Consider the following 23,526-nt stretch of genomic DNA (forward strand, 5'->3'; position numbering starts at 1 on the left):
ATACTAGGCAATAAAAATTTAGTATTAAATCCTCTTTAATTAATTTATTATTGAACATCTTTTGATATTCTTGTTCTAAATAATAAGTTTTTGAGTTTTTTCCAATTAAATGGTATTAATGGATAGAAGTATTTATCTCCTGCTACTGTTTTAGTAGTTCCCATGATTATAAGTAAAATTACAATACCTCCTATAAATCCCCAGAATCCAAATAATGCGCAAAGTACTAATAATAGCATCCTTGAAAATTTGATAGCAAAAGTCATTTCTAAACTAGGCTGAGTAAAATCCCCAAGGGTTACTATAGCCATATATAATATAGACTGAGTTGTAAACCAACCTGTCTTTATTGCATATTCACCAAGAATTAAACCCCCAATTAAAGAAAGTGAACTTCCAAGTGGACTTGGAGTATTTAAACCTGCTAATTTTAATACATCTACAGCAAATTCTAAAATTATAAATTGAATTGCCATAGGAATAGCGAATTGGTCTTGAGGTTTTAAAAAATCAAAAAATGGTGGTAAAAAAACATTACCGTTCACAAAAAGTAAATAAAGAGGAGTGATTAGAATAGTTGCTAATAATGTTAAATTTCTAATAATCCTTAAATAGTTCCCGGTAAATACTGGAAAATAATAATCATTTACATCTTGTAAAAAATCAAAAATTCCAGTTGGAAGAATCATAACATTTGGAGAATTATCTACAATGACTATTATTTTTCCTTCAACGATATGTGCAGCAGCTACATCAGGTCTTTCAGTATATCTTACTTTTGGAAATGGATTAAGCCAATTTTTTTTACACATAATATCAACTAAACTTTGATCTCCAAGAGTTAAGGCTTTTATATCTAATTCTGATAAACTATTAACTATTAAATCATGTACTTTAGGATCTGCAACTCCATCGATATACGCGAGACAAACATCTGTTTTTGAAATATCACCAACGGAATGCATTTCAAAAACTAATCTAGGATCACGTATTCTTCTTCTGATAAAAGCCGAATTAAATACTAATTTTTCTATAAAGCCATCTCTTCCGCCTCTTAAAGTTTTTTCTTTTTCAGGTTTTGATGAATCTGCCCCAGGATAAGTACGTAGGTCAAGAGCTATAAATGAATCATAACCACCAACAAACATTATTGTTTGACCAGTTAATAATGCATGTATAATTTTTTCTAAATCACTTTGTTTTTCAATAGATACATGAGGAATTTCATTATTCATAAAATCATCAACAGTTTTATATGAATTCATAGTTTCAGTAGATATTTTAAAAAATGATCTTAATATATCTTCCATAATATTGTCTTTAATAAAACCATTCAAGAAATATAGGACAGCATCACGTCCCCCTACAACAAATGTTCTTTCTACAATATCATAACTTTTATCTATTGCTAAATGTGAGTGTATTAATTCAATATTTTGTTTGCAATCGCATGTAACATTCAAATTATCTAACCTTCTCTCTAAAGAAATATGCCTTATATAGGTAGTATGTGATATATATAAAATTGTATTCATATTTTATTTTTTAAAGGTGTAAAGGATCTTAATTGTGCTGTCGCACTTTTTTTAGAGGTATAAAAGATCTTAAGTGTGCTGTCGCACTTTTTTCAGCAGTGTAAAAGATCTTAATGTGCTGTCGCACTTTTTTAAAAGGTGTAAAAGATATTAATTGTGCTGTCGCACTTTTTTAAAAGGTATAAAAGATCTTAATTGTGCTGTCGCACTTTTTTTAAAGGTGAAAAGTTCTTAATTGTGCTGTCGCACTTTTCTAAAAGGTGAAAAGTTCTTAATTGTGCTGTCGCACTTTTTTCAGCAGTGCATATTTTAATAAGATAAGGCATATGAAATAAAATTAACTAACATACTGATTTGTTATTTTTTGAATATGTCTAAATCTATTAGAAGGTGAAATAAATGTGTGGAATTGTGGGACTCGTAAATTTCAAAGAAGATATAGTAAAAGATAAAGAAATATTAGAAAAAATGATAAAGACATTGGAGAGAAGAGGTCCAGATTCTAAAGGATATTATATCTCTAAAAATGTTTTGTTAGGGCATAGAAGGCTAATTGTAGTAGATCCAGAGGGTGGCATGCAGCCAATGACTAAAATAGTCCAAGATAAAAAATATACATTAGTTTATAATGGAGAACTTTATAATACAGAAGATTTAAGAAAAGAATTAAAAGATAACGGATTTACCTTTGATTCTTATTCTGATACTGAAGTATTACTTACAGCTTATATTTATTGGGGTAAAGAATGTGTTAATAAATTAATAGGTATTTTTGCTTTTGGAATTTTTGATGAATATAAAAAAGAAGTATTTTTGGCTAGAGATCAAATGGGAGTTAAGCCCTTGTTTTATACTGTGAATAACAATACTCTTATCTTTGGATCAGAAATAAAAACTATTTTAGCAAATCCCAGAATTAAAAGGGAAGTTGATAGAGAGGGATTAACTGAGCTTTTTGGACTCGGACCTGCTACAATACCAGGAAGTGCAATATTTAAAAATATAAAAGAAATTGCACCTGCAAATTGTCTTTTAATTTCCAGTGATAATAATATTAAAACTTGGGAATATTGGACAGTGCAAGCAAGGGAATTTCATGAAACTCCAGAAGAAGCAATAATTCATACAAGGGAATTATTAATAGATGCAATAAAAAGACAATTAGTTGGTGATGTACCAGTTTGTACATTATTATCAGGTGGATTGGACTCTTCAATTATTTCAATGATAGCTGCAGAAGAATTTAAAAAACAAGGAAAGACACTTACTACTTATTCTATTGATTATGAAAATAATGAAAAGTATTTTAAATCATCATTATTTCAACCCACATCAGATGAATATTGGGCAGAAGAAATGTCTAAATTTATTGGTAGCAATCATAGAAAAGTAGTTTTAGATCATACAGATTTGGCAGTAGCACTAAAAGATGCTGTAATTTCAAGAGATTTACCAGGCATGGCAGATATTGATTCATCTATGCTTTTGTTCTGCAAAGAAATTCGTAAAGATTTTGTAGTTGGTCTGACAGGAGAATGTGCTGATGAAATTTTTGGAGGATATCCTTGGTTTACAAGAGATGAAATGTTCTATTTAGATACATTTCCATGGTCAAGATTTGTTAGTGACAGAAAAGCAATAGTTAATAAGAGTTTAAAGAATATGCCACTAGAAGATTTGGTTAGAACACAATATGAAAAATCCTTAAGTAAAGTACCTCATCTTGATGGTGAAAGCAAACGAGATTATAGAATGAGGGAGGTATCTTATCTAAACTTAAAATGGTTTATGGTACAACTCCTTACTAGAAAAGATAGGGTTAGTATGTATAATAGTTTAGAGGCAAGAGTTCCATTCGCAGATATTAGATTAGTAGATTATGCTTTTAATTTACCTGCAGATATAAAATTGTATAAGGGAAGGGAAAAGGGATTACTTCGAGCAGCCTTTGAAGGAATGTTACCAAATGACATTATATACAGAAAGAAGAGTCCTTATCCAAAGACACATAATCCAATATATACAGATATAGTATGTGACATGATGACACATATATTAGACGACAAATCATCATCAATTCATGAAGTAATTGATGATAAAGTAATTAGAGAAATTGTACAAACTAAAGGAAAATCCTATAAATCACCATGGTATGGACAACTAATGACAGGACCACAATTAATTGCTTATTTAATTCAAGTAAATATTTGGATTAAAGAATATAATGTAAATATATTGATATAGATCGTAACATGTACTCTAGGATTATGTAGTGGCTTACCGAAATTGAATGAAATCTGTTGTTTAGGTTGCTATAGAATATGACTGTGGATTTCTAACATTATAAGTTGTATCCATTTCAGATTGATCCCAAGGCAAGCTGAAATGGAACAATTTATAATGAAGAAATATCAACAGCTATATTATATATCATAACAACATCTACCATTAGTTTTTTCTAATTAACAAGTTAAATGTACCAGAATATGACTTGTTATTTTTTTGAAGCTCCCTTAAGTGAATTTCTAAAATAGAAATAAGTAACATATTGTGTGGAGTGTTTCATTGGAATTTTGATGGTAATGATTCTTGACTAGAAGTTGTCTCAAAATGCTTGTTCAACGCTTGTCGTTGAGGCAAGCATTTTGGGTACAACTTCTAGTCCTAGAATCATCCATAAAAATTCCTAGAAACCGGAACACAATATGTTACTTATTTCGGTTTATATGCACTTACATGTGAATTAGTTATATTTAAATTTTACAGATATTTCTTTAATTTCACCTTTAGAATTCTTTCTAATAGTAAATTGTTTAATGTCTTTAAAATTATTTTCTAATTGATAACTTAACTCTGTAATAGTAGCTTTAGTCTTTTTTGTTAACCCACCATCTTCAATAATGCTAAATCTTGTTTTTCTGCAAGTTGTTTCTTCATTTTTGTCATCAAGAATTACATAATATTCAGCAGCTTCCTCTATAACTACGTATTCCTTACTTAAAGTTAAAGTTGAGCAAAGGTTATTATCAATACATCTTATTATCATATTTATTACCTCCTAAAATCCCTTTTATCCGATAGCTAGAATCCATAAGACTCTCACTTATTCAAATGAGAGATAACGGTTGCATGCTCCTGGACATTGTGCCCCTTGTGGGTATAAGTTCTTCTAAGCTTCAGGAAGAAAGAAAATTGTATTACTACTAAGAACACTCAACCTAAAGCTAAGAATCACTTTATAACATAAATTTTATTATAGATAATTCATTGTTTCAACTATATTTAACAATATAAAAAAACTTTGGTAAAACTCATAAAAAAACATAATTTAAATAGTAAAATATTATAATAATAATTATGAAATAAGTACCTACTTACGATATTTTATTAGTTTAAATAATTCATTAACTACAAAAGGTATAAGTGATATAAAAGTAACGAGAATCCAATCTCTAGCATTTAAAGTAAATACATTAAATACTTGAGCAAAGAAAGGAATTATAATAATAAAAAATTGAATTAATATTCCAAGCAAAATTGAAGCTAATAAATACTTATTTGTAAAAAATCCAATTCTGAAAAGCGATTTTTCCTTACTTCTCATAGAAAGCGAGAAAAATAATTGAGAAAAACTTAAAACAACAAATGCCAAAGTTTGCGCATGAACTAAAGAATTCATATATAATCTTTCACCAACTTTGAAAGCAATTAAGGTTACTGCTCCGATTAATACTCCGTTTAATCCTAAAAACAATCCCATGTGATTGGCAAAAAGAGATTCCTTTGGATTTCTAGGAGGATAATCCATAACACTTGAATCTTTTGGATCTACACCAAGGGAAAGAGCAGGAAAACTATCAGTTATTAAATTTACCCATAAAATATGAATTGGTAATAGTGGTGGATTTAAGTTAAACAAAATTGCTATAAAGAGTGCAACTATTTCACCTAAGTTACAAGCTAGTAGAAACATTATAGATTTTCTTATATTATTATAAATATTTCTACCTTCTTCGACTGCGCTCACTATAGTGGTGAAATTATCATCTGTTAAAATCATATCAGCAGCACCTTTAGCTACATCAGTTCCAGTAATACCCATAGCAACACCTATATCAGCAGCTTTTAGTGAAGGTGCATCATTAACACCATCACCAGTCATGGATACAATATTTCCATGGGATTTAAATGCTTTTACAATTTTAACTTTATTTTCAGGTGAAACTCTAGCAAAAATTTTATAATTATTAACTATTTTATTAAAGTCTTCATCGCTATAAGTATCAATTTCGCTTCCAATCATACATTCATTTAAATTTTCTGCGATACCAAGTTCGCTAGCAATGGCAAAAGCAGTATTTTTATGATCTCCGGTTATCATAATAGGGGTTATACCTGCTTGTTTACATAAAGCAATGGAAGGTTTAACTTCTTGTCTAGGTGGATCTATCATTCCCATTAGCCCAATAAAAATCAAATCTTTTTCTAATGAATTTAAGTTGATATTTTCGTCAGGTATATCTTTATAGCCTAAACCAAGAACTCTTAAAGCTTCATCAGACATTAAATTAGAAAATTTAAGTATTTGATCTTTTTTATCTTGTGTAAAATCAATAATTTCTCCGTTTAATAATATTTTATTTGAAAGTTTAAGTAAATTATCAATAGCACCTTTTGTAAAAACCTTAAATTGTGTTTCATATTTATTTACCGTAGTCATTAATTTTCTGTCTGAATCGAATGGAACCTCATTAACTCTTTCATGAAGTGAATTTAAATCTTCCTTATATAGATCAAACTTAATTCCTGCATCTAAAAGAGCTATTTCAGTAGGATCACCTGTTTTTGAACCATTCTTTGAAGTAGCATCATTACATAAAATCATACCTTCAAATAATAATTTGGTATCATGATTAGCTAAATCACAATCATCAACAGATAAAATTTCATTATTTATACAGCACTTTTTTATTGTCATTACATTTAAAGTTAAAGTTCCAGTTTTATCAGAACATATTATATTTACAGAGCCAAGAGTTTCAACAGCTGGAAGTTTCTTAATTATAGAATTTTGTTTTATCATCCTTTGAACACCTATAGCTAAAACTATGGCAACTATAGCGGGAAGTCCTTCCGGAATTGCAGCAACAGCTAGGCTTATAGCGGTTAAGAGCATTTCAAACCAATCTCTACCTTGAAACATAGAAATTATAAATATTAATAAGCAAATTCCAACAGCTCCAAACCCTAAAGTCTTTCCAAGTGAAGCTAACCTTTTTTGAAGAGGAGTAGTATTATCCTCTTCTTTATTTAATAAATCTGCTATTTTACCTATTTCAGTATTCATACCAGTATTTATAACGACTCCAGTACCACGCCCGTAAGTAACTAAAGTGGACATAAATGCCATATTCAGTTGATCTCCTATAGGGATATTTTCAGCTGAATTTAGAACATTACTATTTTTTTCAGCTGGAACTGATTCACCAGTAAAAGCTGATTCATCAATTTTTAAATTAGAACTTTCAATTAGTCTTAGATCAGCAGGGATATATCTGCCAGCATCCAAAATAACAATATCTCCTACAACAACTTCTTCAGATGGAATCTCTTTAATATTTCCATCTCTTTTTACTATTGCTTTAGGTGTAGATAATTTTTTTAACGCCTCAAGTGATTTTTCTGCCTTTGACTCTTGGATAACTCCTATGAGTGCGTTTATTAAAATTACAATCAAAATAATAACAGCATCACTATATTCCTTCATAAAAGCAGAAAGAATAGCTGCACCTAAAAGTATATAAATCATAACATCATTTATTTGAGATAAGAAAAGTTGAAAAATGCTTTTTTTCTTTTGAGAGTTTAATTTATTTTCTCCATGTTCTTTAAGTCTTTGTTTTGCTTCTAATTCAGAAAGACCAGTATTTTGGTCAACGCTAAATTTCTGCAAAATGTCTTGTGAAGTTTTATCAAACCACATAGATAACATCACTCCATTCAAAAAAATTATATATATATATATATATTAGAAATTTTGCGAAATTATATACGTGGAAAAAAATGAAATATATGTTTTAGTCCTATAAAAAAATATAAGTAGAGAAGAATACGTAACTTTGATATAATTAATTAAGAATTATCAAATCTTTTAAGATTATATTTATATATATATTTTGTAGAAGTTTAATTGATAGAATGTGGATGTAATGAACAATGGACGATAAATAATCGAAAATGTAGAATGAAATTCCTACATCAATTTCATTATTAACTGTTAAATAAGTGCCTTGATATAAGAAAGGATTGAGTATATATGGAAATAGGGAGAGTAAGAAGAGGAAATGTAACATCTGAAAGAAAAATTGTTTCAGAAAAAAAAGACTTTTCTCAAAGTTTTAGTCAAGAAAGACATAAAAAATCAGAGGAACAGCTAAATAGGATGATAGAAGACATAAAAAAAAGAGGTAGTAAGCTAATAACTACTAAGACTTATGTTGATGTAATTATGTATAAGAAGATGATAAAGGAATATTTAGAATCAATACTAAAATTTATGTATGAAACAAAAAAAGATATTAGTTTTTGGCAAACTCAATATTTTATAACTGTTGATACGGTTGATAATAAACTTGAAGAATTAACGAAAGCTTTACTTTCAGATGAAAAAGACAATATAAATATTGCATCAACAATAGATGAAATACAAGGAATGATAGTGGATATATATAGATAGGAACTGAAAGATATATGAACACTTAAAATATAGTAAAGGCATATCTTTAAATTATTTTCAAGATATGTCTTTTTATATTAATAAAATACTATATAAATTTGATAAGACACAATTGTAGTTAAAACAACTAGAATTGAATTTGGTATTTATGTGTAAATATGATATTATAATTAAGAGTGAATATCAATTAGGGAGTATTACTGTTTAATTAAACTCATTTTTTATTTTGCGTCTTAATATAATTATTTGATATTTTAGTAATTAAATATAGCGTAGATAATTAGATATGTAAGGAGGATTCAAAAATGAAAAAGAAATTATCGTTAATTTTAGTTATAGTATTAGCAATGTTAACATTTATAGGGTGTGGAAATAGTAACACAACTCAAAGTGAGGCTACAAAGAATACAGCAGAAACTAAGGAAATTAATTTTATGGCACCGGATGGACTTCCAGCTATAGCTGTAGCTAAGCTTATAAAGGAAAAACCAGAAGTTAAAGCTGGATACAATATTAATTATACAATTGAAAAGAGTTCAGAAAGTTTAGTAACTAGTGTTATGAAGAGTGAACCAGACATAGCAATAGTACCATCAAATGTGGCAGCTACTGTATTTAATAAGAATAAAGAATATAAGATAGCAGGGACTGTTGGATTTGGATCATTTTATATAGGCTCAACTAATGAAAATCAAACTTTTGAAGATTTAAAGGGAAAAGAAGTTTATAACATAGGTAAGGGTTTAACACCAGATATAATTGCAAAAACAATACTTAAAGATAAAGGTATTGATGTAGATAAAGATATTAATTTTAGTTATGTAGATGGAGTAAATGAGCTTGCACCAATAATTTTAGCTGGGAAGACACAATATGCAATAATACCAGAACCGGCGTTATCTACAGTCCAAAGCAAAAATGAAAAGTTTAGTGTAATATTAGATTTAAATGAAGAGTGGAAAAAAATTAATAACTCAGAATATGGATATCCACAATCAACAATTATAGTTAAAAAGGATTTAAGTGAAAACCATAAGGCATTTGTAAAAGAATTTTTAGCACAAGTTAAAGCTGGAACTGAGTGGTTATATACAGATAAGGAAACTCTAGGGACGTATTGTGAAGAAATAGGAGTTTCAGCTAAAAAGCCAATAATAATAAAATCTATTGATAAATCAAATATAAAATATGTAGATATAAAGGATTCTTATAGAGAATATAAAACCTATTTTCAAAAACTAAATGAATTTGATTCAAAGACAATAGGAGGAAGTATACCAGATGATGAAATATACATGGAAAAGTAAATTATATACTTTATTATCATGTATATTTTTCATGGGAGCATGGCAGTTAATTGCAATATTAATTAATAATGATATATATATTCCAACAATACAACAAATAATTGAAGCTATCGGGATTATTTTTAAAGAACAAGATTTCTCGGAAATTATTTTAAGTAGTTTCTATAGAACTATGATTAGTTACCTTTTAGCTTTAATTTTCTCTATGATTTTAGGGGTACTCGGAGCTGTGTATCCATTTTTCAAATATTTAATGCAACCTATAAATTCATTTGGTAAAACAATTCCAACTATGGTTCTTGTTGTTCTTTCATTAGTATGGTTTGATAAAGATAAAACTCCTTTTGTAGTTGGATTTGCTATTACTTTTCCAATACTCTATGAGGGAATAAGAAACAGTATTATGCAGATAGATAAAAAAATAATTGATATGACAAAGATATATGAAGTTAGCTTAAAAGATAAAATTAAAAAAATATATCTTCCAGTCATGAAATTTTATTTTATGAGTATTTTTGTCTCAACATTCTCATTAACTTTTAAAGTGGTAATTGCTGGAGAGGTACACGGTCAACCAAAGTTTGGAATAGGATCTCAAATACAGTTAGAAAAAGTAAACTTTAATACAACGGGAATTTTTGCATGGATTGTAATTATTGTTATCATATCTTTGTTTTTAGAACTAATAAATAAGTTGTTGAAGGAAAAAATATATAGGTGGACGAAATGAACATAAGTATCAGAAATTTAAATAAATCCTATGAAAATGAAGTAATATTTAAGAACTTTAATTTGGATTTTTGTGACGAAAAGGTAAATTGTATAATAGGAAAGTCAGGATGTGGAAAAAGCACTTTATTAAACATAATAGCAGGACTCACCCAGATACAAAATGGAGAGATAAGTGGAATATCATTAAGCGATATAAGTTATGTATTTCAAGAAGATAGATTAATAGAGTGGCTTACTGTTAGAGAAAACTTGGAACTTGCGTTAAAGAAATATTTTGACAATTCCATTCTGCAGGTGAAAATTGATGATGTTTTAAAATTAGTAGGTATTTACGATATAAAAAACAAATATCCAAGTGCACTAAGTGGAGGAATGAAGCAACGAGTTAATATAGCAAGAGCATTTGGAAAACCATCAAAACTAATTCTAATGGATGAACCATTTAAATCTTTAGATTATAAATTAAAATATACTATAATAGATGAATTTAAGAATTTGCTTAATAAAGAAAAAAGAATGGTTATTTTAGTTACTCATGATTTAGATGAGGCAATATATTTCCAAGGAAATATAATAGTATTTAGCAATAAGCCAGTGCGAATAAAAGGAATATTTAATAAAAATTTAAATAAATGCAAGAATGAAATTCTAGAAATTATGTAGGTACCCAATGTGAAAATCATACTTATGCGTATAATCCACCGAAATAAGGTGGTATGCATTTGTTCCAGTTACTGAAGATCCCACAAAAGCATGCCCCCTTATTTCTACTTTGGGATATATATGCAAGGTATAAGAGTAACTTGTAATTTCGTATCTATATAGATAGCTAAACTAAAAATCGTACTTATGTGTATACCTCGCCGAAATGAAGGTCATTCATTTGTTCAGGTTACGTGAGGATTTAGCTGTGAGAAGAATGAAACTCGACTCGCTACGTTCGCTGAGTAAGTTCGAATATCCAAATGCAAGATTTGGATTCTCACTCAATAGCAGAAGTTGTACCCAAAATGCTAGCCTCAAAGTCAAGCGCTCACAGAGAAAGTTCGAAGAACGAAATGTAAAATTTCGATTCTCACTTTTTGAACAAGCATTTTGGAACAACTTCTACTAAAGAAATATCGACAGCTAAATCCGAAATAGTAACACTTCCACAAAAGCATGACCTTCATTTCTAGTTTGGGTATATTTTCATCAGATAAATATAACTTATACATCGAAAATTATTAGGTGATACTTAGGTTTATTAAGATGAATAAGTGCAACTTTGCACATGTGTATATAGAGTCCTGTAATTAGAACTTAAATATTCATAAAAGTATATTTGTTATTATCACCAATATGTCTTAAGTATAGTTAAATTTTTGAATATAGACCCTGTGAAATCCTCAAAACAAAGATCTAATGGGTATAATCAGCTCAAAGTAGATCCATATTTATTCAATAGGACTAATAAAGTTTCACAAAAATATATCAAATTTATCTGATTAGATATATTCCTAAGTAGAGTAAATATTTAATATAATAACAAGTATAAATATTACCGTGAACCTCCGTATCTAGAACTTTTAGCTATATATACAAATTTTACTTCCAACTACAATAAATAAAAAGCTTGCAAGTATAAAGCTAGAGATGCTTAGAAATTTTTTATTAGCATTTAACAAATTAATTCCAAGAAAAGTATCGCAGAAAGCTAAACAAATAAAAATTAAAGGAAAAAAGTTATTTGGATCTGATTTACTCATTATTATATTTAACGAAAACAGGGGTAAGAGTATTGCTAAGCTTAAATTAAGAATACAAAAAGTTTTTTTTATCAAATTCATTCACCACCATACAATTGTAAAATTATGTATCTTAATTTAATTATATACAAGCTATGTAGATTTTATTCCTTAGACAAATGAAAAAATAAAAACCAAAAGGTGTACGCACGTTTTGGAAATGTGTATCAAAAGGAGGGGTTTGAATGATAAAGAAATTTATTTCATTTTACAAACCATATAAATTATTATTTACTTTAGATTTAGTAGTAGCATTTATCGCATCTTTATGCGATTTAGTATATCCTATGATGACAAGGCAACTTGTCAATGATTCAATTCCTAATAAAGATTTAAGATTGATTATTATTTTTGCAATAACATTACTTATAATTTTTATAATCAAAGCTGCGTGTGGATATTTTATGCAGTATTGGGGGCATGTTGTAGGTGTTAGAATGCAAGGGGATATGCGAAGACATATATTTAGGCATCTTCAAAAATTGCCAAATAGATTTTTTGACAATAACAAGACAGGGGATATAATGTCTAGAATTATTAATGATTTAATGGACATTTCTGAGCTTGCTCATCATGGGCCAGAAGATTTATTTATATCGATTGTTATGCTTATAGGTTCATTTGCAATATTATGTACAATTAATATACCTCTTACAATATTAATTTTTGCATTTATACCTTTTATAGTATGGTTTACTTTGCATCAAAGAAAGAGAATGAATAAAGCATTTTTGGAAACTAAAGTAGAAACAGGAGTTGTTAATGCAAGTCTTGAAAATAGTATTTCAGGAATAAAAATATCGAAGGCATTTGTAAGTCATGTGTCTGAAGAAGAAAAATTTGAAAAGGGTAATGCAAAATTTATTACTGCTAGAGAGAAAGCTTATAAAGTGATGGCTGAGTATTCTTCAGGTTCTGGATTTGGAATAGATATATTAAATTATGTAGGGTTAATAGGCGGTGGTGTATTTACACTGATTGGATTTATAAGTGTTGGTGACTTTTTAGCATATATGCTATTTATAAAGTTATTTACTGAACCAATAAAAAAGCTAATTAATTTTATGGAACAATTTCAAAATGGAATTACAGGTTTCCAAAGATATTTAGAAATAATGGGTGAAGATAAAGAAAAAGATAAAGAAAATGCAATTGACCTTAAAAATGTAGAAGGAGAAATAGAATTTAAAAATGTAGATTTCAGTTATGAAGGGAAAAATGTTTTAAAGGATATTTCTGTTAAAATAAGTAAAGGGAAAATGTTAGCTCTAGTTGGAGAATCTGGTGGAGGCAAAACGACTTTTTGTAATCTTATTCCTAGGTTTTATGAACTAGAAAGAGGAGATATTTTAATTGATGATAAAAGTATTTATGATATTAAATTAGAATCACTTAGAGAAAATATCGGAATAGTTCAACAGGAAGTATTTTTATTTACAGGAACCATTAGAGATAATATATTATATGGTAAGATAGATGCAACTGAAGAAGAACTACTAAGAGCCACTAAAATGGCTAATATTGATGAATTTATAAATACTTTACCAGAAGGATATGATACTTATATTGGTGAAAGAGGCGTAAAATTATCAGGAGGACAAAAACAACGTATTTCTATTGCAAGAGTTTTTCTTAAAAATCCACCAATACTCATATTGGATGAAGCAACTTCAGCTTTAGACAATGCAACTGAACGTATAATTCAAGAATCATTAGAAAAACTATGTTCAGGAAGAACAACAATAGTAGTAGCACATAGGTTATCTACTATTAAAAATGCAGATGAAATTATTGTTCTTGGTAAGGAAGGAATAATAGAACAAGGTACTCATGAAAAACTAATGGAGAAACAAGGCGAATATAGTAAATTACATAAGTTGGCAACCATATAAGACTCGTAATTATGCTTATAGTCCACCGAAATAAGGGGGCATGCATTTGTTCCAGTTACTGAAGATTTTGATGGGTGATTCTAAGATCACAAGTTGTACCCAAAAGCATGCCCCCTTATTTCTACTTTGGGATATATATGCAAAGTAGAAGTTATGATATGCTTGGCATTATATTCAATAGTTACTACACTTATGTATATATCTAAACAGAGAAATATGTATCTAAATTCAGCATGGAGTCTGAATAAATTTAGTTTTTAATTTGGTATATAAATATAGATAGCTATAGTAGAATATTTAATTTATTCCAAGAAAATTTTTAAGCCAAGTTATATATAGATAACTTGGCTTAAAAATTGAAAATCATTAGGTTAGTTATATATATATATATATATATATATACGTACCTTTTAAGTTATACTTATACTATGCAAATATACTAAAACTAGAAATGAAGGTCATGCTTTTGTGGAAGTGTTACTATTTCGGATTTAGCTGTAGATATTTCTTTAGTAGAAGTTGTTCCATTTTTGCTTGTCCTGAGCTTGCCTCAGGAACATGCAGAAATGGGTGCAACTTCTGCTATTAGAAATTCACAGCTAAATCCTCACGTAACCTGAACAAATGCATGACCTTCATTTCGGGGGATTATCTGCATAAGTACGATTTTCACTGAGGGTGTCTATAACTTAAAATTACCTTTTCAAGGTATTAAGCAATTCAACTTTTTTGTATATAGTAGAAACATCAACGTTAACTTCCATAGCTTCACTGAGTTTATTAAGCAATTCAGTTTCAGCAATATTTTTGTCAGAATCAGAATGGTTTGAGTTGTTGTTAATAAATTTTGACTGAACTAATCTTAAATTTTCTTCACTTTTTAATCTTAACTTATTCTCTAATTCATTTGAGAAAGTTGTTGAATTATCATTTGATGAATTGTGTGGAGTAGTTGAGTGTAAAGTATCTTCAAAGGAATCAGAAGGATTTTTCTTTTTACGCGGTGGAACAGGTGGTTTAGTATAAGGTCTTTTGCTTATTCTGTTATCAACAGTAGAACCATTTACACTGTTCACAACATAGTGGCTGTCAGAGATTATTCTATTATCATACATAAATACCCCTCCTTTAAATAGAGAACCAAAATCCATGATTTGGTGTGAATCGCTTACTGAGCGAACGAATGTGAGTCGAGTTTCCTTAAGTAGATAAGTGAGAGTCCAAAAAGTGAAAATTGAAATTTTACATTTCATTCTTCGAACTTTCTCCTTGGAGCTTTCACATTTGGTTCCTCGAACTTAGTTAACTTGTGTATACAAGTTAATTTCCTTGAACACATGATTTGGTGTGAATCAGTTAAGCAGGCATCTCGAATCTATGATTTGATGATGGTCGCTTACTCTGTGAGTACTCAACGAACGAATGTGAGTCGAGTTTCCTTTAAGTAGAGAACCAAAATCTGTGATTTTGTGTGAATCACTTATTCAGCGAATGAATGTGAGTCGAGTTTCCTTTATAATAAAAAACTGTGCTTAGAATTATTATGTTATTTATATATTCGTATGATTTATAGAGAAGTTTACCATATATAAAATAAATATTGTTTATATATATTTATATGTAATATAAAAATGGGGTAGAATCATTTTTAACAAATGACTCTACCCTATTTTTATTAATTTGTATTTATTATTCTACTTCGTACATCCAACCTTCAGGTGCTTCAACATCGCCAAGTTGAATTCCATAAAGGGTATCATATAATTTTTTAATTACTGGACCAACTTCAGTTTCGCTATGGAATACATGTCTTGTACCTTTATAATCAATAGCACCAATTGGAGTTATTACAGCAGCAGTACCACATGCTCCAGCTTCTGCAAATTCATCTAAATTATCAACAAAAACATCTCTTTCATAAACTGGCATTTTTAAATAATGTTCAGCAAGATAAAGTAAAGAATATTTTGTTATACTTGGTAAAATTGAAGATGAGTTAGGTGTTACGAATTCACCTTTTTTAGTTATTCCAATGAAGTTTGCTGCTCCAACTTCATCAATTTTTGTATGAGTAGCAGGATCTAAGTAAATACAATCGGCATATCCACCTTCTGCAGCCTTTTTATGAGATTGCAGTGATGCAGCATAGTTACCACCAACTTTTTGTTTACCAGTACCATGAGGAGCGGCTCTATCAAATTCCTCTTCAACAATAAAATTACATGGTTTTAAACCACCTGAAAAATAAGGACCTACTGGCATACAGAATATTGTAAATATATATTCTGATGCAGGTTTTACACCAATATTATCTCCAACGCCCATAATAACAGGTCTAATATATAAAGTAGCACCAGTGCCATATGGTGGCACATACTTTTCATTGGCTTTTACAACTTGTTTAACAGCATCAATAAATTTTTCTTCAGGAATATTTGGCATAAGTAATTTATCACAACTTTCATTCATACGAGCCGCATTTCTGTCAGGTCTAAATAATTGGATTTTACCTTCCTTTGTTGTATATGCCTTAAGTCCTTCGAAAGAACTTTGACCATAGTGAAGAACAGTAGAAGCTTCACTCATATGAAGAGTATTATCTTCAGTAAGTTTTCCGTCATCCCATTTCCCATCTTTCCAAACTGAAATATAACGAAGATCTGTTTTTATATAAGAAAATCCTAATTTACCCCAGTCGATATCAGCTTTTTTCCCCATTTTCCATTCCTCCATATCTATCTAGGCTCAAAAACATATGTAGAAAATAACAAGTCAAAATACTAGTTTATTTTTTCTTAAGACAAGGTACCCCTTGAGGTCACTAGGTGCCCCTTGAGGTCATAAGTTCAACTAAATTCATCTGGAATATAAAATTCCACCTGAAAAGTTTCACTTCATATCATATGTTTTATTACCATTGTTTATTTAATAACATCTATTGTAGCACTACTTTGAAAAGAATTCTACAATTCATCATCAAAAGTGTAATTTTATTAATAAATCATTAAGTATTTAAAATAAAAAACAAATAATTAATAATAAGTACTAAGCAATTATCACAAATTAATAGTTGGAGAAATTGCTTAGTAAAAGATTAAAAGTAATTATATGCAAAATATACAGGGTATTGATGTATATTTAACTTGCTATTTTTTGATATATCTAAATTTACTTCCAACAAGGTTCAGCATCAGAAGGCATTCTGAAATCTCCTCTAGGACTTAAAGAAATACTTCCAACCTTTGGTCCATCAGGAAGAGCACTTCTCTTAAATTGTTGAGTGAAGAATCTAAACATAAATTTATCTAACCATTTTTCTATTTCTTCCTCAGAATAATCATCTTTAAAAGCAATTTTAGCTAAGAAAAATATTCTTTCTTTTATAGAACCATGTTTTATAAAATGATATAAGAAGAAATCATGAAGTTCATAAGGGCCAACAATATCTTCTGTCTTTTGGGCTATCTCCCCATTTTTATCTTTAGGCAATAATTCGGGACTAACAGGGGTATCTAATATATCCATAAGTGTATCGCGTACAACTTCAGTAGACTCGTTTTCAGCTACATATTTTACTAAATATCTAACTAGAGTCTTAGGTATAGAAGGATTTACAGAATACATTGACATATGGTCTCCATTATAAGTACACCAACCTAGAGCAAGCTCTGACAAATCACCGGTTCCTATTAAAAGCCCATTTTCTTTATTAGCAAGATCCATTAATATTTGAGTTCTTTCTCTTGCTTGAACATTTTCATAAGTAACATCATGAATATTTTTATCATGACCAATATCTTCGAAATGTTGAAGACAAGCTTTGACTATATTTATTTCCCTAAGGTCTGTTCCAAGTTCTTTGCATAAATCAATGGCATTATTATAAGTTCTATCAGTTGTACCAAAACCAGGCATAGTAATAGTCACTATATTCTTTTTATCTAAATTAAGTAATTCAAATGTTTTAACTATTACTAGTAATGCTAATGTTGAATCCAACCCACCTGAAATTCCAATCACTGCTTTTTTTGATTTAGTATGTTCTAATCTCTTAGCGAGGCTTGCTGATTGTATATTGAATATTTCTTTACATCTTAGTTCTCTTTCTCTTTCGAAAGAAGGAACAAATGGATGTTTATCTATATATCTATCAAAATTTTTAATAGAAGTATCACTAAATTCAAAGTTAATTAGAGTAGGTTTTTTATTTATAGATTTAGATGAATCTCTAAAACTAAGATTTTTCATTCTTTCAGCTTTTAGTTTAAAAACATCAACTACAGAAGATATTACTTCATTATCTCGTTGGAATCTATTGTTTTCTTTCAATAGTGAACCATTTTCACTTATTAGTAAATGACCACTAAATAATACATCAGTAGTAGATTCATGAACTCCAGCTGAAGAATATATGTAGCTACACATTGTTCTAGCACTTTGATTTGAGATAAGACTTTTTCTATAATCCATCTTACTTACGAGTTCGTTTGATGCTGAAAGATTTCCAATTATATGAGCACCCATAAGAGAAAGATAAGAACTAGGTGGAATTGTTACCCATAAATCTTCACAAATTTCAACTCCGAAATTAGCAATGTTAGATGAAAAAATTAAATTTGTACCAAAAGGCACATCTTTTTGAAAAGGTAAGTCTATGATTTCATTTTCTATAGAAAGTCCTTCACTAAACCATCTTTTTTCATAAAATTCACTGTAATTTGGAAGATATGATTTGGGAACTATGCCTAAAACACTTCCTTTAAATAATAAAAAGGCACCATTATATAAAACACTGCCAGAAATAAGTGGCGCACCAACTGCAATTAAAATATCACTATCTCTAGTAGCATTTAAGATTTGATTAATACCATCTAAAGATTTATTTATTAAATATTCTTGTAAAAATAAATCCCCACAAGTATAAGACGTAATGCAGAGTTCAGGGAAAACTATAAATTTATTTCCCTTATCCCTAGCATCATTTATGCATAGTAGAATATTTTCAACATTATAGTCAACATCAGCAACCCTAGTTTTAGGACAAGCAGAAGCAACTTTAATAAAATCCATGTGATCACTCCTTATAATAAGATTTCATGTGAGTTTCTTTAGTAGGTTATATAGGTACAATATGGAACATTACAATAATTAAATGTTTTATAAATATATTTTAATATGTCTTAATAAGCAAAAATATATCCTAATTATTATAAACTAAATATAAATGAAATCAAAGTGGGACAAAAGTGGTATAAAATAACTTATATAAAAGTAAATAATACCTTGATAAATAATTAGAGATGTTGTATAATAAAACTATGAGTTATAGCACTTTTATAATTAAGAGGAAATATATATACTAAAAGTAGAAAAAATCAGTATGATAATAATAAAGGGGGAGATTAGATGGGAGGAGCAATATTTTGGTTAATTATTGCAATTTTTGCATTTGCAATAGATATTTTAACTAGTAATTTTTGTTTCATGTTGTTTTCAATTGGAGCTATTGTAGCTGCAATATGTGGAGCTTTGGGTATACCGTTTATGACTCAAATAATAATTTTTTCAATAATAAGTATAATATCATTATCAATTGGCTATCCGTGGTTAAAGAAAAAATATAAGAATATGCATAAAAATACACCACTTATGGAAGAAACGTATATTGGCAAAATTATAGAGAGTGAAAAACAGATTATTAGCAAAGCTCAAGTTAAAGTTAATGGAGAATATTGGACTGTAATAAATGAAGGAGATGTGATTAATGTTGGTGAAAAGTTTATAATTACAGGAATTCAAGGTATAAAATTAAAAATAAAAAAAGTATAGGGGGATTAGAAAATGACTTTAATAATAGTTTTAGGCGTAATATTATTATTGGCTTTGGCAATAGTATTAGCATCGATAAAAATTGTAAATACAGGTTATTTATGTGTTGTAGAAAGATTTGGACAATTTGACAAGGTATTAGAGCCTGGCTGGCATTTTATAATACCATTTGTAGATTTTGTTAGAAAAAGAGTTTCAACAAAACAACAAATATTAGATGTTCAACCACAATCAGTGATAACAAAGGACAATGTTAAAATTTTAGTAGATAATGTTATCTTCTATAAATTATTAAATGCAAGAGATGCAGTGTATAACATAGAAGATTATAAATCGGGTATAGTATATTCAGCTACAACAAATATGAGAAATATACTTGGTAATATGACATTAGATGAAATTTTATCAGGAAGAGATTCTATAAACCAAGATCTTTTAAGTATTATTGATGAAGTTACTGATGCATATGGTATAAAAATACTTTCAGTAGAAATTAAAAATATAGTTCCACCAGATGAAATTCAACAAGCTATGGAAAAACAAATGAGAGCTGAAAGAGATAAGAGAGCTATGATTCTTCAAGCAGAAGGTTTAAGACAATCTCAAATAGAAAAAGCAGAAGGAGAAAAACAAGCTAAAATATTATCAGCAGAGGCAGAGAAACAAGCTAATATAAGAAGAGCAGAAGGTTTAAAAGAATCTCAATTATTAGAAGCAGAAGGTAAAGCAAATGCTATAGAACAAATAGCTATTGCAGAATCAGAAGCTATTAGAAAAGTAAATAAAGCTATTATTGAATCAGGTACAAATGAAACTGTTATAGCTTTAAAACAAGTTGAGGCTCTTGTAGAAATGTCTAAGAATCCAGCTAATAAGCTTATATTACCAAATGAAACCCTATCATCTCTTGGAAGTATAGCTGCAATTGGAGAAATGATTAAGGGAAACAAATAATATAATATTGAAATTGGAGGGAACAGGGTGACTTGTTCTCTCTAATTTTTTAAAAGTAATGTTTAACATACTGGTTTTTATGGAATAAATATATTATATAAGATACAATATTACAAAAGAAACTCGACTATATGCACTTACTAAGTAAGTTTAAAGGGCAAAATGTAAAATGGACTTGGTATTTATAAAATATACCTAAGCAGTGGAGGGTAATATAAAGAAATATGAAAGATAAAGATTTTAAAGAAGAAAGAGTTATACTTAATCAAAAAAATAAGTTAATAAAAATGGAAAATAAGATTTTGAACAAAAAGGAAAATATTTATATAAAAAATAAGATATTGCCAATAAGAGAAAAACTAGAAGAAAAGATTCCGGCTAAGATGATGGATACATTTCAAAAAGCTTTTGAAAAAGGATTTTATTATGTTTTTGAAAAAGGAACTGGAATAATAGAAAAGAGTTATAATTCAGAGAAATTAAGAAATGAAGCTGATATAAATGAATATATATTATCTAAGCAAATAAATAATAAAAATATAAATAGAATAGATAAAAATGTAAGAAAAAGTGCATTTATAAACAAAGGTATAACAACTATAGAGGGAATAGGATTCGGAGCATTGGGAATAGGGCTTCCAGATATACCAGTTTTTATAGGGATAATCTTAAAAACTGTATACGAAATTTGTTTAAGTTATGGTTTTAATTATGATTCAGAAGAAGAGAGAGTTTTTATTTTAAATATAATTTGTGCAAGCGCAAATAAAACACCAGAAAGAATTATATATTCTAATGAAGCAGATAGAATTGGATATAATATTGATAAGAATTTTCAGAGTATAGTAGACATGAATAAGATGGTAGAAGTAACTTCTATAAACCTATCTCAAAATATAATTTTATCTAAAGTTATACAAGGGGTTCCTATTATTGGTGTATATGGTGGTATTTCAAATTACATCTTAATAAGAGATATAAGCGAAATAGCAAGTATAAAGTATAAAAAGAGAATGTTATCTAAATTGTAATATAAAAAAGGAAATGAAGAAACATTATTTTGTTAACCATTGAGCATTTATAATTGATAATTAATCACAAAGCATAAGTATGATTTACAATGTAGGTATCTATATGCGGTTGAAATGATGATGAAAAAGTATTAATATATACTATACAGTATAAAAAAGATAATCTGGGGTGAAAAGATGAAGAAGAAAAATATAATAATTTTAATACTATGTAGTATAATGTCTTTTTCTTTAATTGGTTGTAACATTAAAGATGATTATATAATTGAAACAAAAACAAATACTGATGAAAAGCCATCAGGAGACAAGGTGAACGAAGTGTTTGATTCTGAAAAAATGACAGAGTTAATGGATAAATTAAAAACTACACCTAAAGAAGTTTCAGATAAATTAGATGAAGTTGACAGTGATACAACAAGAACCATTAGAGAATTAAATGATAAAGCTGATGAATTGACTGATGCCTTAAATAATGCTGATTTTCAAGGTAAAAGTGAAGATATAAAGAAGCAATTTGATGATATATCAGATAAATTGGATGAATTAAAAAATAATGTTGATGATGTAAAAGATAGAGCAGATACAATTAAAAATCCTATTGATGAAACTCAAGTTACAGATACTATAGATGAATTTACTTCACATATAGATAACTTACAAAGAGCCTTGGATAGAGCAACTTCAACTAAATAAATGATAAATGGTAAAATATCAATGTTCAATAATTGACCATTGATATTTTTTTGTATACCCAAATTTGGTAATCAAAAAATACTTGATTTCTTTGCTTTAGTATGATAAAGTGATAAATAGAGAAAAGCATTTTTAGGAGGAGATAATTTATGAAAATTAATACTTTAATAAAGAAAATAACGATAGTTGCTATTATAGCTACGCTAGGAACAAGTTTAGTTGCATGTACAGGAACTACTCAAAATAAAGCTTCAGAAACAAAGACTACAGGAAGCACATTAGATAAAGATGAATTAGTAGTAGGTTTAGATGATACTTTTGTTCCAATGGGATTTAAAGATGAAAGTGGAAAAATAGTTGGATTTGATGTAGAACTAGCAGATGCAGTTGCTAAAAAACTTAATAAAAAAATTAAATTCCAATCAATTGACTGGAGTATGAAAGAAACAGAATTAGCTAATGGAAATATAGATTTAATATGGAATGGATATTCAATTACTGATGAAAGAAAACAAAAAGTTGAATTTTCAAAACCGTACTTAAATAACACTCAAGTTATAGTAACATTAGCAGATTCCAATATAAAATCTAAAGCTGATTTAGCAGGGAAAAAAGTTGGTGCTCAAACTGGATCTACTGCAGTTGATGCTGTAGAAGAAGATGGAGACACAATAAAGGGTTTTGATGGCGGTAATCTTGTTACATTTGAAGATAATAATTCTGCATTAATGGATTTAGAAGCAAAAAGATTAGATGCTATTGTTGTAGATGAAATTTTAGCTAGATATTATATGAAAGCAAGAGGAACAGAAAAATATAAAATCCTAGATGAAAATTTCGGTAAAGAACAATATGGAGTAGGAATTAGAAAAGGTGATACTAAATTTGTAGATGCTTTTAATAAAGCATTAGATGAAGCAATTGCTGATAAAACTGCTGGAGAAATATCTAAGAAGTGGTTTGAAGATGATATAATTGTTAAATAAGATAGTTAAATTACTTAAATTTAGGCATATAAAATAAAATGACA

Annotated in this window: 18 protein-coding genes; 11 read left to right on the plus strand and 7 right to left on the minus strand. The window is 28.6% G+C overall.

Annotation, left to right across the window (positions count from 1 at the left end; all coding sequences use genetic code 11):
• Positions 1 to 47: 47 nt before the first annotated feature.
• A complete protein-coding gene (locus DIC82_09190; GenBank protein ID AWK51183.1) occupies positions 48 to 1,463 on the minus strand; it encodes a spore germination protein in 1,416 nt (471 codons plus the stop codon).
• Positions 1,464 to 1,934: 471 nt separating this feature from the next.
• Between DIC82_09190 and asnB the strand changes: the two genes are divergently transcribed.
• Positions 1,935 to 3,779 (plus strand): asparagine synthase (glutamine-hydrolyzing), encoded by a 1,845-nt coding sequence (gene asnB / locus DIC82_09195; protein ID AWK51184.1) that lies wholly within the window; start codon positions 1,935 to 1,937, stop codon positions 3,777 to 3,779.
• A gap of 499 nt (positions 3,780 to 4,278) precedes the next feature.
• Here asnB and DIC82_09200 read toward each other — a convergent pair whose 3' ends face one another.
• On the minus strand, positions 4,279 to 4,581 hold the full coding sequence (locus DIC82_09200; GenBank protein ID AWK51185.1) for a hypothetical protein: 303 nt from the start codon (positions 4,579 to 4,581) through the stop codon (positions 4,279 to 4,281).
• 324 nt (positions 4,582 to 4,905) lie between these two features.
• On the minus strand, positions 4,906 to 7,518 hold the full coding sequence (locus tag DIC82_09205) for a calcium-translocating P-type ATPase, PMCA-type (GenBank protein AWK51186.1): 2,613 nt from the start codon (positions 7,516 to 7,518) through the stop codon (positions 4,906 to 4,908).
• A 333-nt stretch (positions 7,519 to 7,851) separates the two neighbouring features.
• Here DIC82_09205 and DIC82_09210 point away from each other — a divergent pair, with 333 nt between their 5' ends.
• The 4 genes from DIC82_09210 to DIC82_09225 all read left to right on the plus strand — a co-directional run bounded on the left by DIC82_09210 (position 7,852) and on the right by DIC82_09225 (position 10,973).
• Positions 7,852 to 8,271 carry a DUF327 domain-containing protein gene (locus DIC82_09210; protein ID AWK51187.1) on the plus strand — a complete coding sequence of 140 codons (420 nt, stop codon included), beginning with the start codon at positions 7,852 to 7,854 and terminating at the stop codon, positions 8,269 to 8,271.
• A gap of 305 nt (positions 8,272 to 8,576) precedes the next feature.
• The gene (locus DIC82_09215; protein ID AWK51188.1) at positions 8,577 to 9,578 is read left to right on the plus strand and encodes an ABC transporter substrate-binding protein; all 1,002 of its coding nucleotides are present in this window, start codon (positions 8,577 to 8,579) and stop codon (positions 9,576 to 9,578) included.
• Positions 9,553 to 10,308 (plus strand): ABC transporter permease, encoded by a 756-nt coding sequence (locus DIC82_09220; GenBank protein ID AWK51189.1) that lies wholly within the window; start codon positions 9,553 to 9,555, stop codon positions 10,306 to 10,308. The genes DIC82_09215 and DIC82_09220 overlap by 26 nt, the downstream gene beginning before the upstream one ends.
• The gene (locus DIC82_09225) at positions 10,305 to 10,973 is read left to right on the plus strand and encodes an ABC transporter (protein ID AWK51190.1); all 669 of its coding nucleotides are present in this window, start codon (positions 10,305 to 10,307) and stop codon (positions 10,971 to 10,973) included. The genes DIC82_09220 and DIC82_09225 overlap by 4 nt, the downstream gene beginning before the upstream one ends.
• A 905-nt stretch (positions 10,974 to 11,878) precedes the next feature.
• Here the strand turns inward: DIC82_09225 and DIC82_09230 are convergent.
• The gene (locus tag DIC82_09230) at positions 11,879 to 12,133 is read right to left on the minus strand and encodes a hypothetical protein (GenBank protein ID AWK51191.1); all 255 of its coding nucleotides are present in this window, start codon (positions 12,131 to 12,133) and stop codon (positions 11,879 to 11,881) included.
• Between the two features lie 149 nt (positions 12,134 to 12,282).
• On the opposite strand from DIC82_09230, the gene DIC82_09235 reads away from it, so the two are divergent.
• On the plus strand, positions 12,283 to 13,989 hold the full coding sequence (locus DIC82_09235) for a thiamine ABC transporter permease (GenBank protein AWK51192.1): 1,707 nt from the start codon (positions 12,283 to 12,285) through the stop codon (positions 13,987 to 13,989).
• 695 nt (positions 13,990 to 14,684) lie between these two features.
• On the opposite strand, the gene DIC82_09240 is transcribed toward DIC82_09235, so the two are convergent.
• The 3 genes from DIC82_09240 to DIC82_09250 form a co-directional block, all read right to left on the minus strand.
• A complete protein-coding gene (locus DIC82_09240; GenBank protein ID AWK51193.1) occupies positions 14,685 to 15,104 on the minus strand; it encodes a hypothetical protein in 420 nt (139 codons plus the stop codon).
• 574 nt (positions 15,105 to 15,678) lie between these two features.
• Positions 15,679 to 16,707 carry a branched chain amino acid aminotransferase gene (locus DIC82_09245; protein ID AWK51194.1) on the minus strand — a complete coding sequence of 343 codons (1,029 nt, stop codon included), beginning with the start codon at positions 16,705 to 16,707 and terminating at the stop codon, positions 15,679 to 15,681.
• Between the two features lie 450 nt (positions 16,708 to 17,157).
• Positions 17,158 to 19,059: an NAD(+) synthase gene (locus tag DIC82_09250; GenBank protein AWK51195.1), complete on the minus strand. Its 1,902-nt coding sequence runs from the start codon at positions 19,057 to 19,059 to the stop codon at positions 17,158 to 17,160.
• A gap of 336 nt (positions 19,060 to 19,395) precedes the next feature.
• On the opposite strand from DIC82_09250, the gene DIC82_09255 reads away from it, so the two are divergent.
• From DIC82_09255 to DIC82_09275, 5 genes are all read left to right on the plus strand, one after another.
• Positions 19,396 to 19,818, plus strand: a complete 423-nt coding sequence (locus DIC82_09255; protein AWK51196.1) for a nodulation efficiency protein D — start codon at positions 19,396 to 19,398, stop codon at positions 19,816 to 19,818.
• 12 nt (positions 19,819 to 19,830) lie between these two features.
• Positions 19,831 to 20,772, plus strand: coding sequence for a peptidase (locus DIC82_09260; GenBank protein ID AWK51197.1), 942 nt, complete (start codon positions 19,831 to 19,833; stop codon positions 20,770 to 20,772).
• A 224-nt stretch (positions 20,773 to 20,996) separates the two neighbouring features.
• Positions 20,997 to 21,803: an EcsC family protein gene (locus DIC82_09265; protein ID AWK51198.1), complete on the plus strand. Its 807-nt coding sequence runs from the start codon at positions 20,997 to 20,999 to the stop codon at positions 21,801 to 21,803.
• A gap of 177 nt (positions 21,804 to 21,980) precedes the next feature.
• Complete coding sequence (locus tag DIC82_09270) at positions 21,981 to 22,496, plus strand: hypothetical protein (protein ID AWK51199.1); 516 nt, start codon at positions 21,981 to 21,983, stop codon at positions 22,494 to 22,496.
• 149 nt (positions 22,497 to 22,645) lie between these two features.
• Positions 22,646 to 23,482 carry an amino acid ABC transporter substrate-binding protein gene (locus DIC82_09275; protein ID AWK51200.1) on the plus strand — a complete coding sequence of 279 codons (837 nt, stop codon included), beginning with the start codon at positions 22,646 to 22,648 and terminating at the stop codon, positions 23,480 to 23,482.
• The last annotated feature ends 44 nt before the right edge of the window (positions 23,483 to 23,526 follow it).

Origin of the sequence: Clostridium beijerinckii, from assembly GCA_003129525.1 — a bacterium.
GTDB lineage: Bacteria > Bacillota > Clostridia > Clostridiales > Clostridiaceae > Clostridium > Clostridium beijerinckii_D.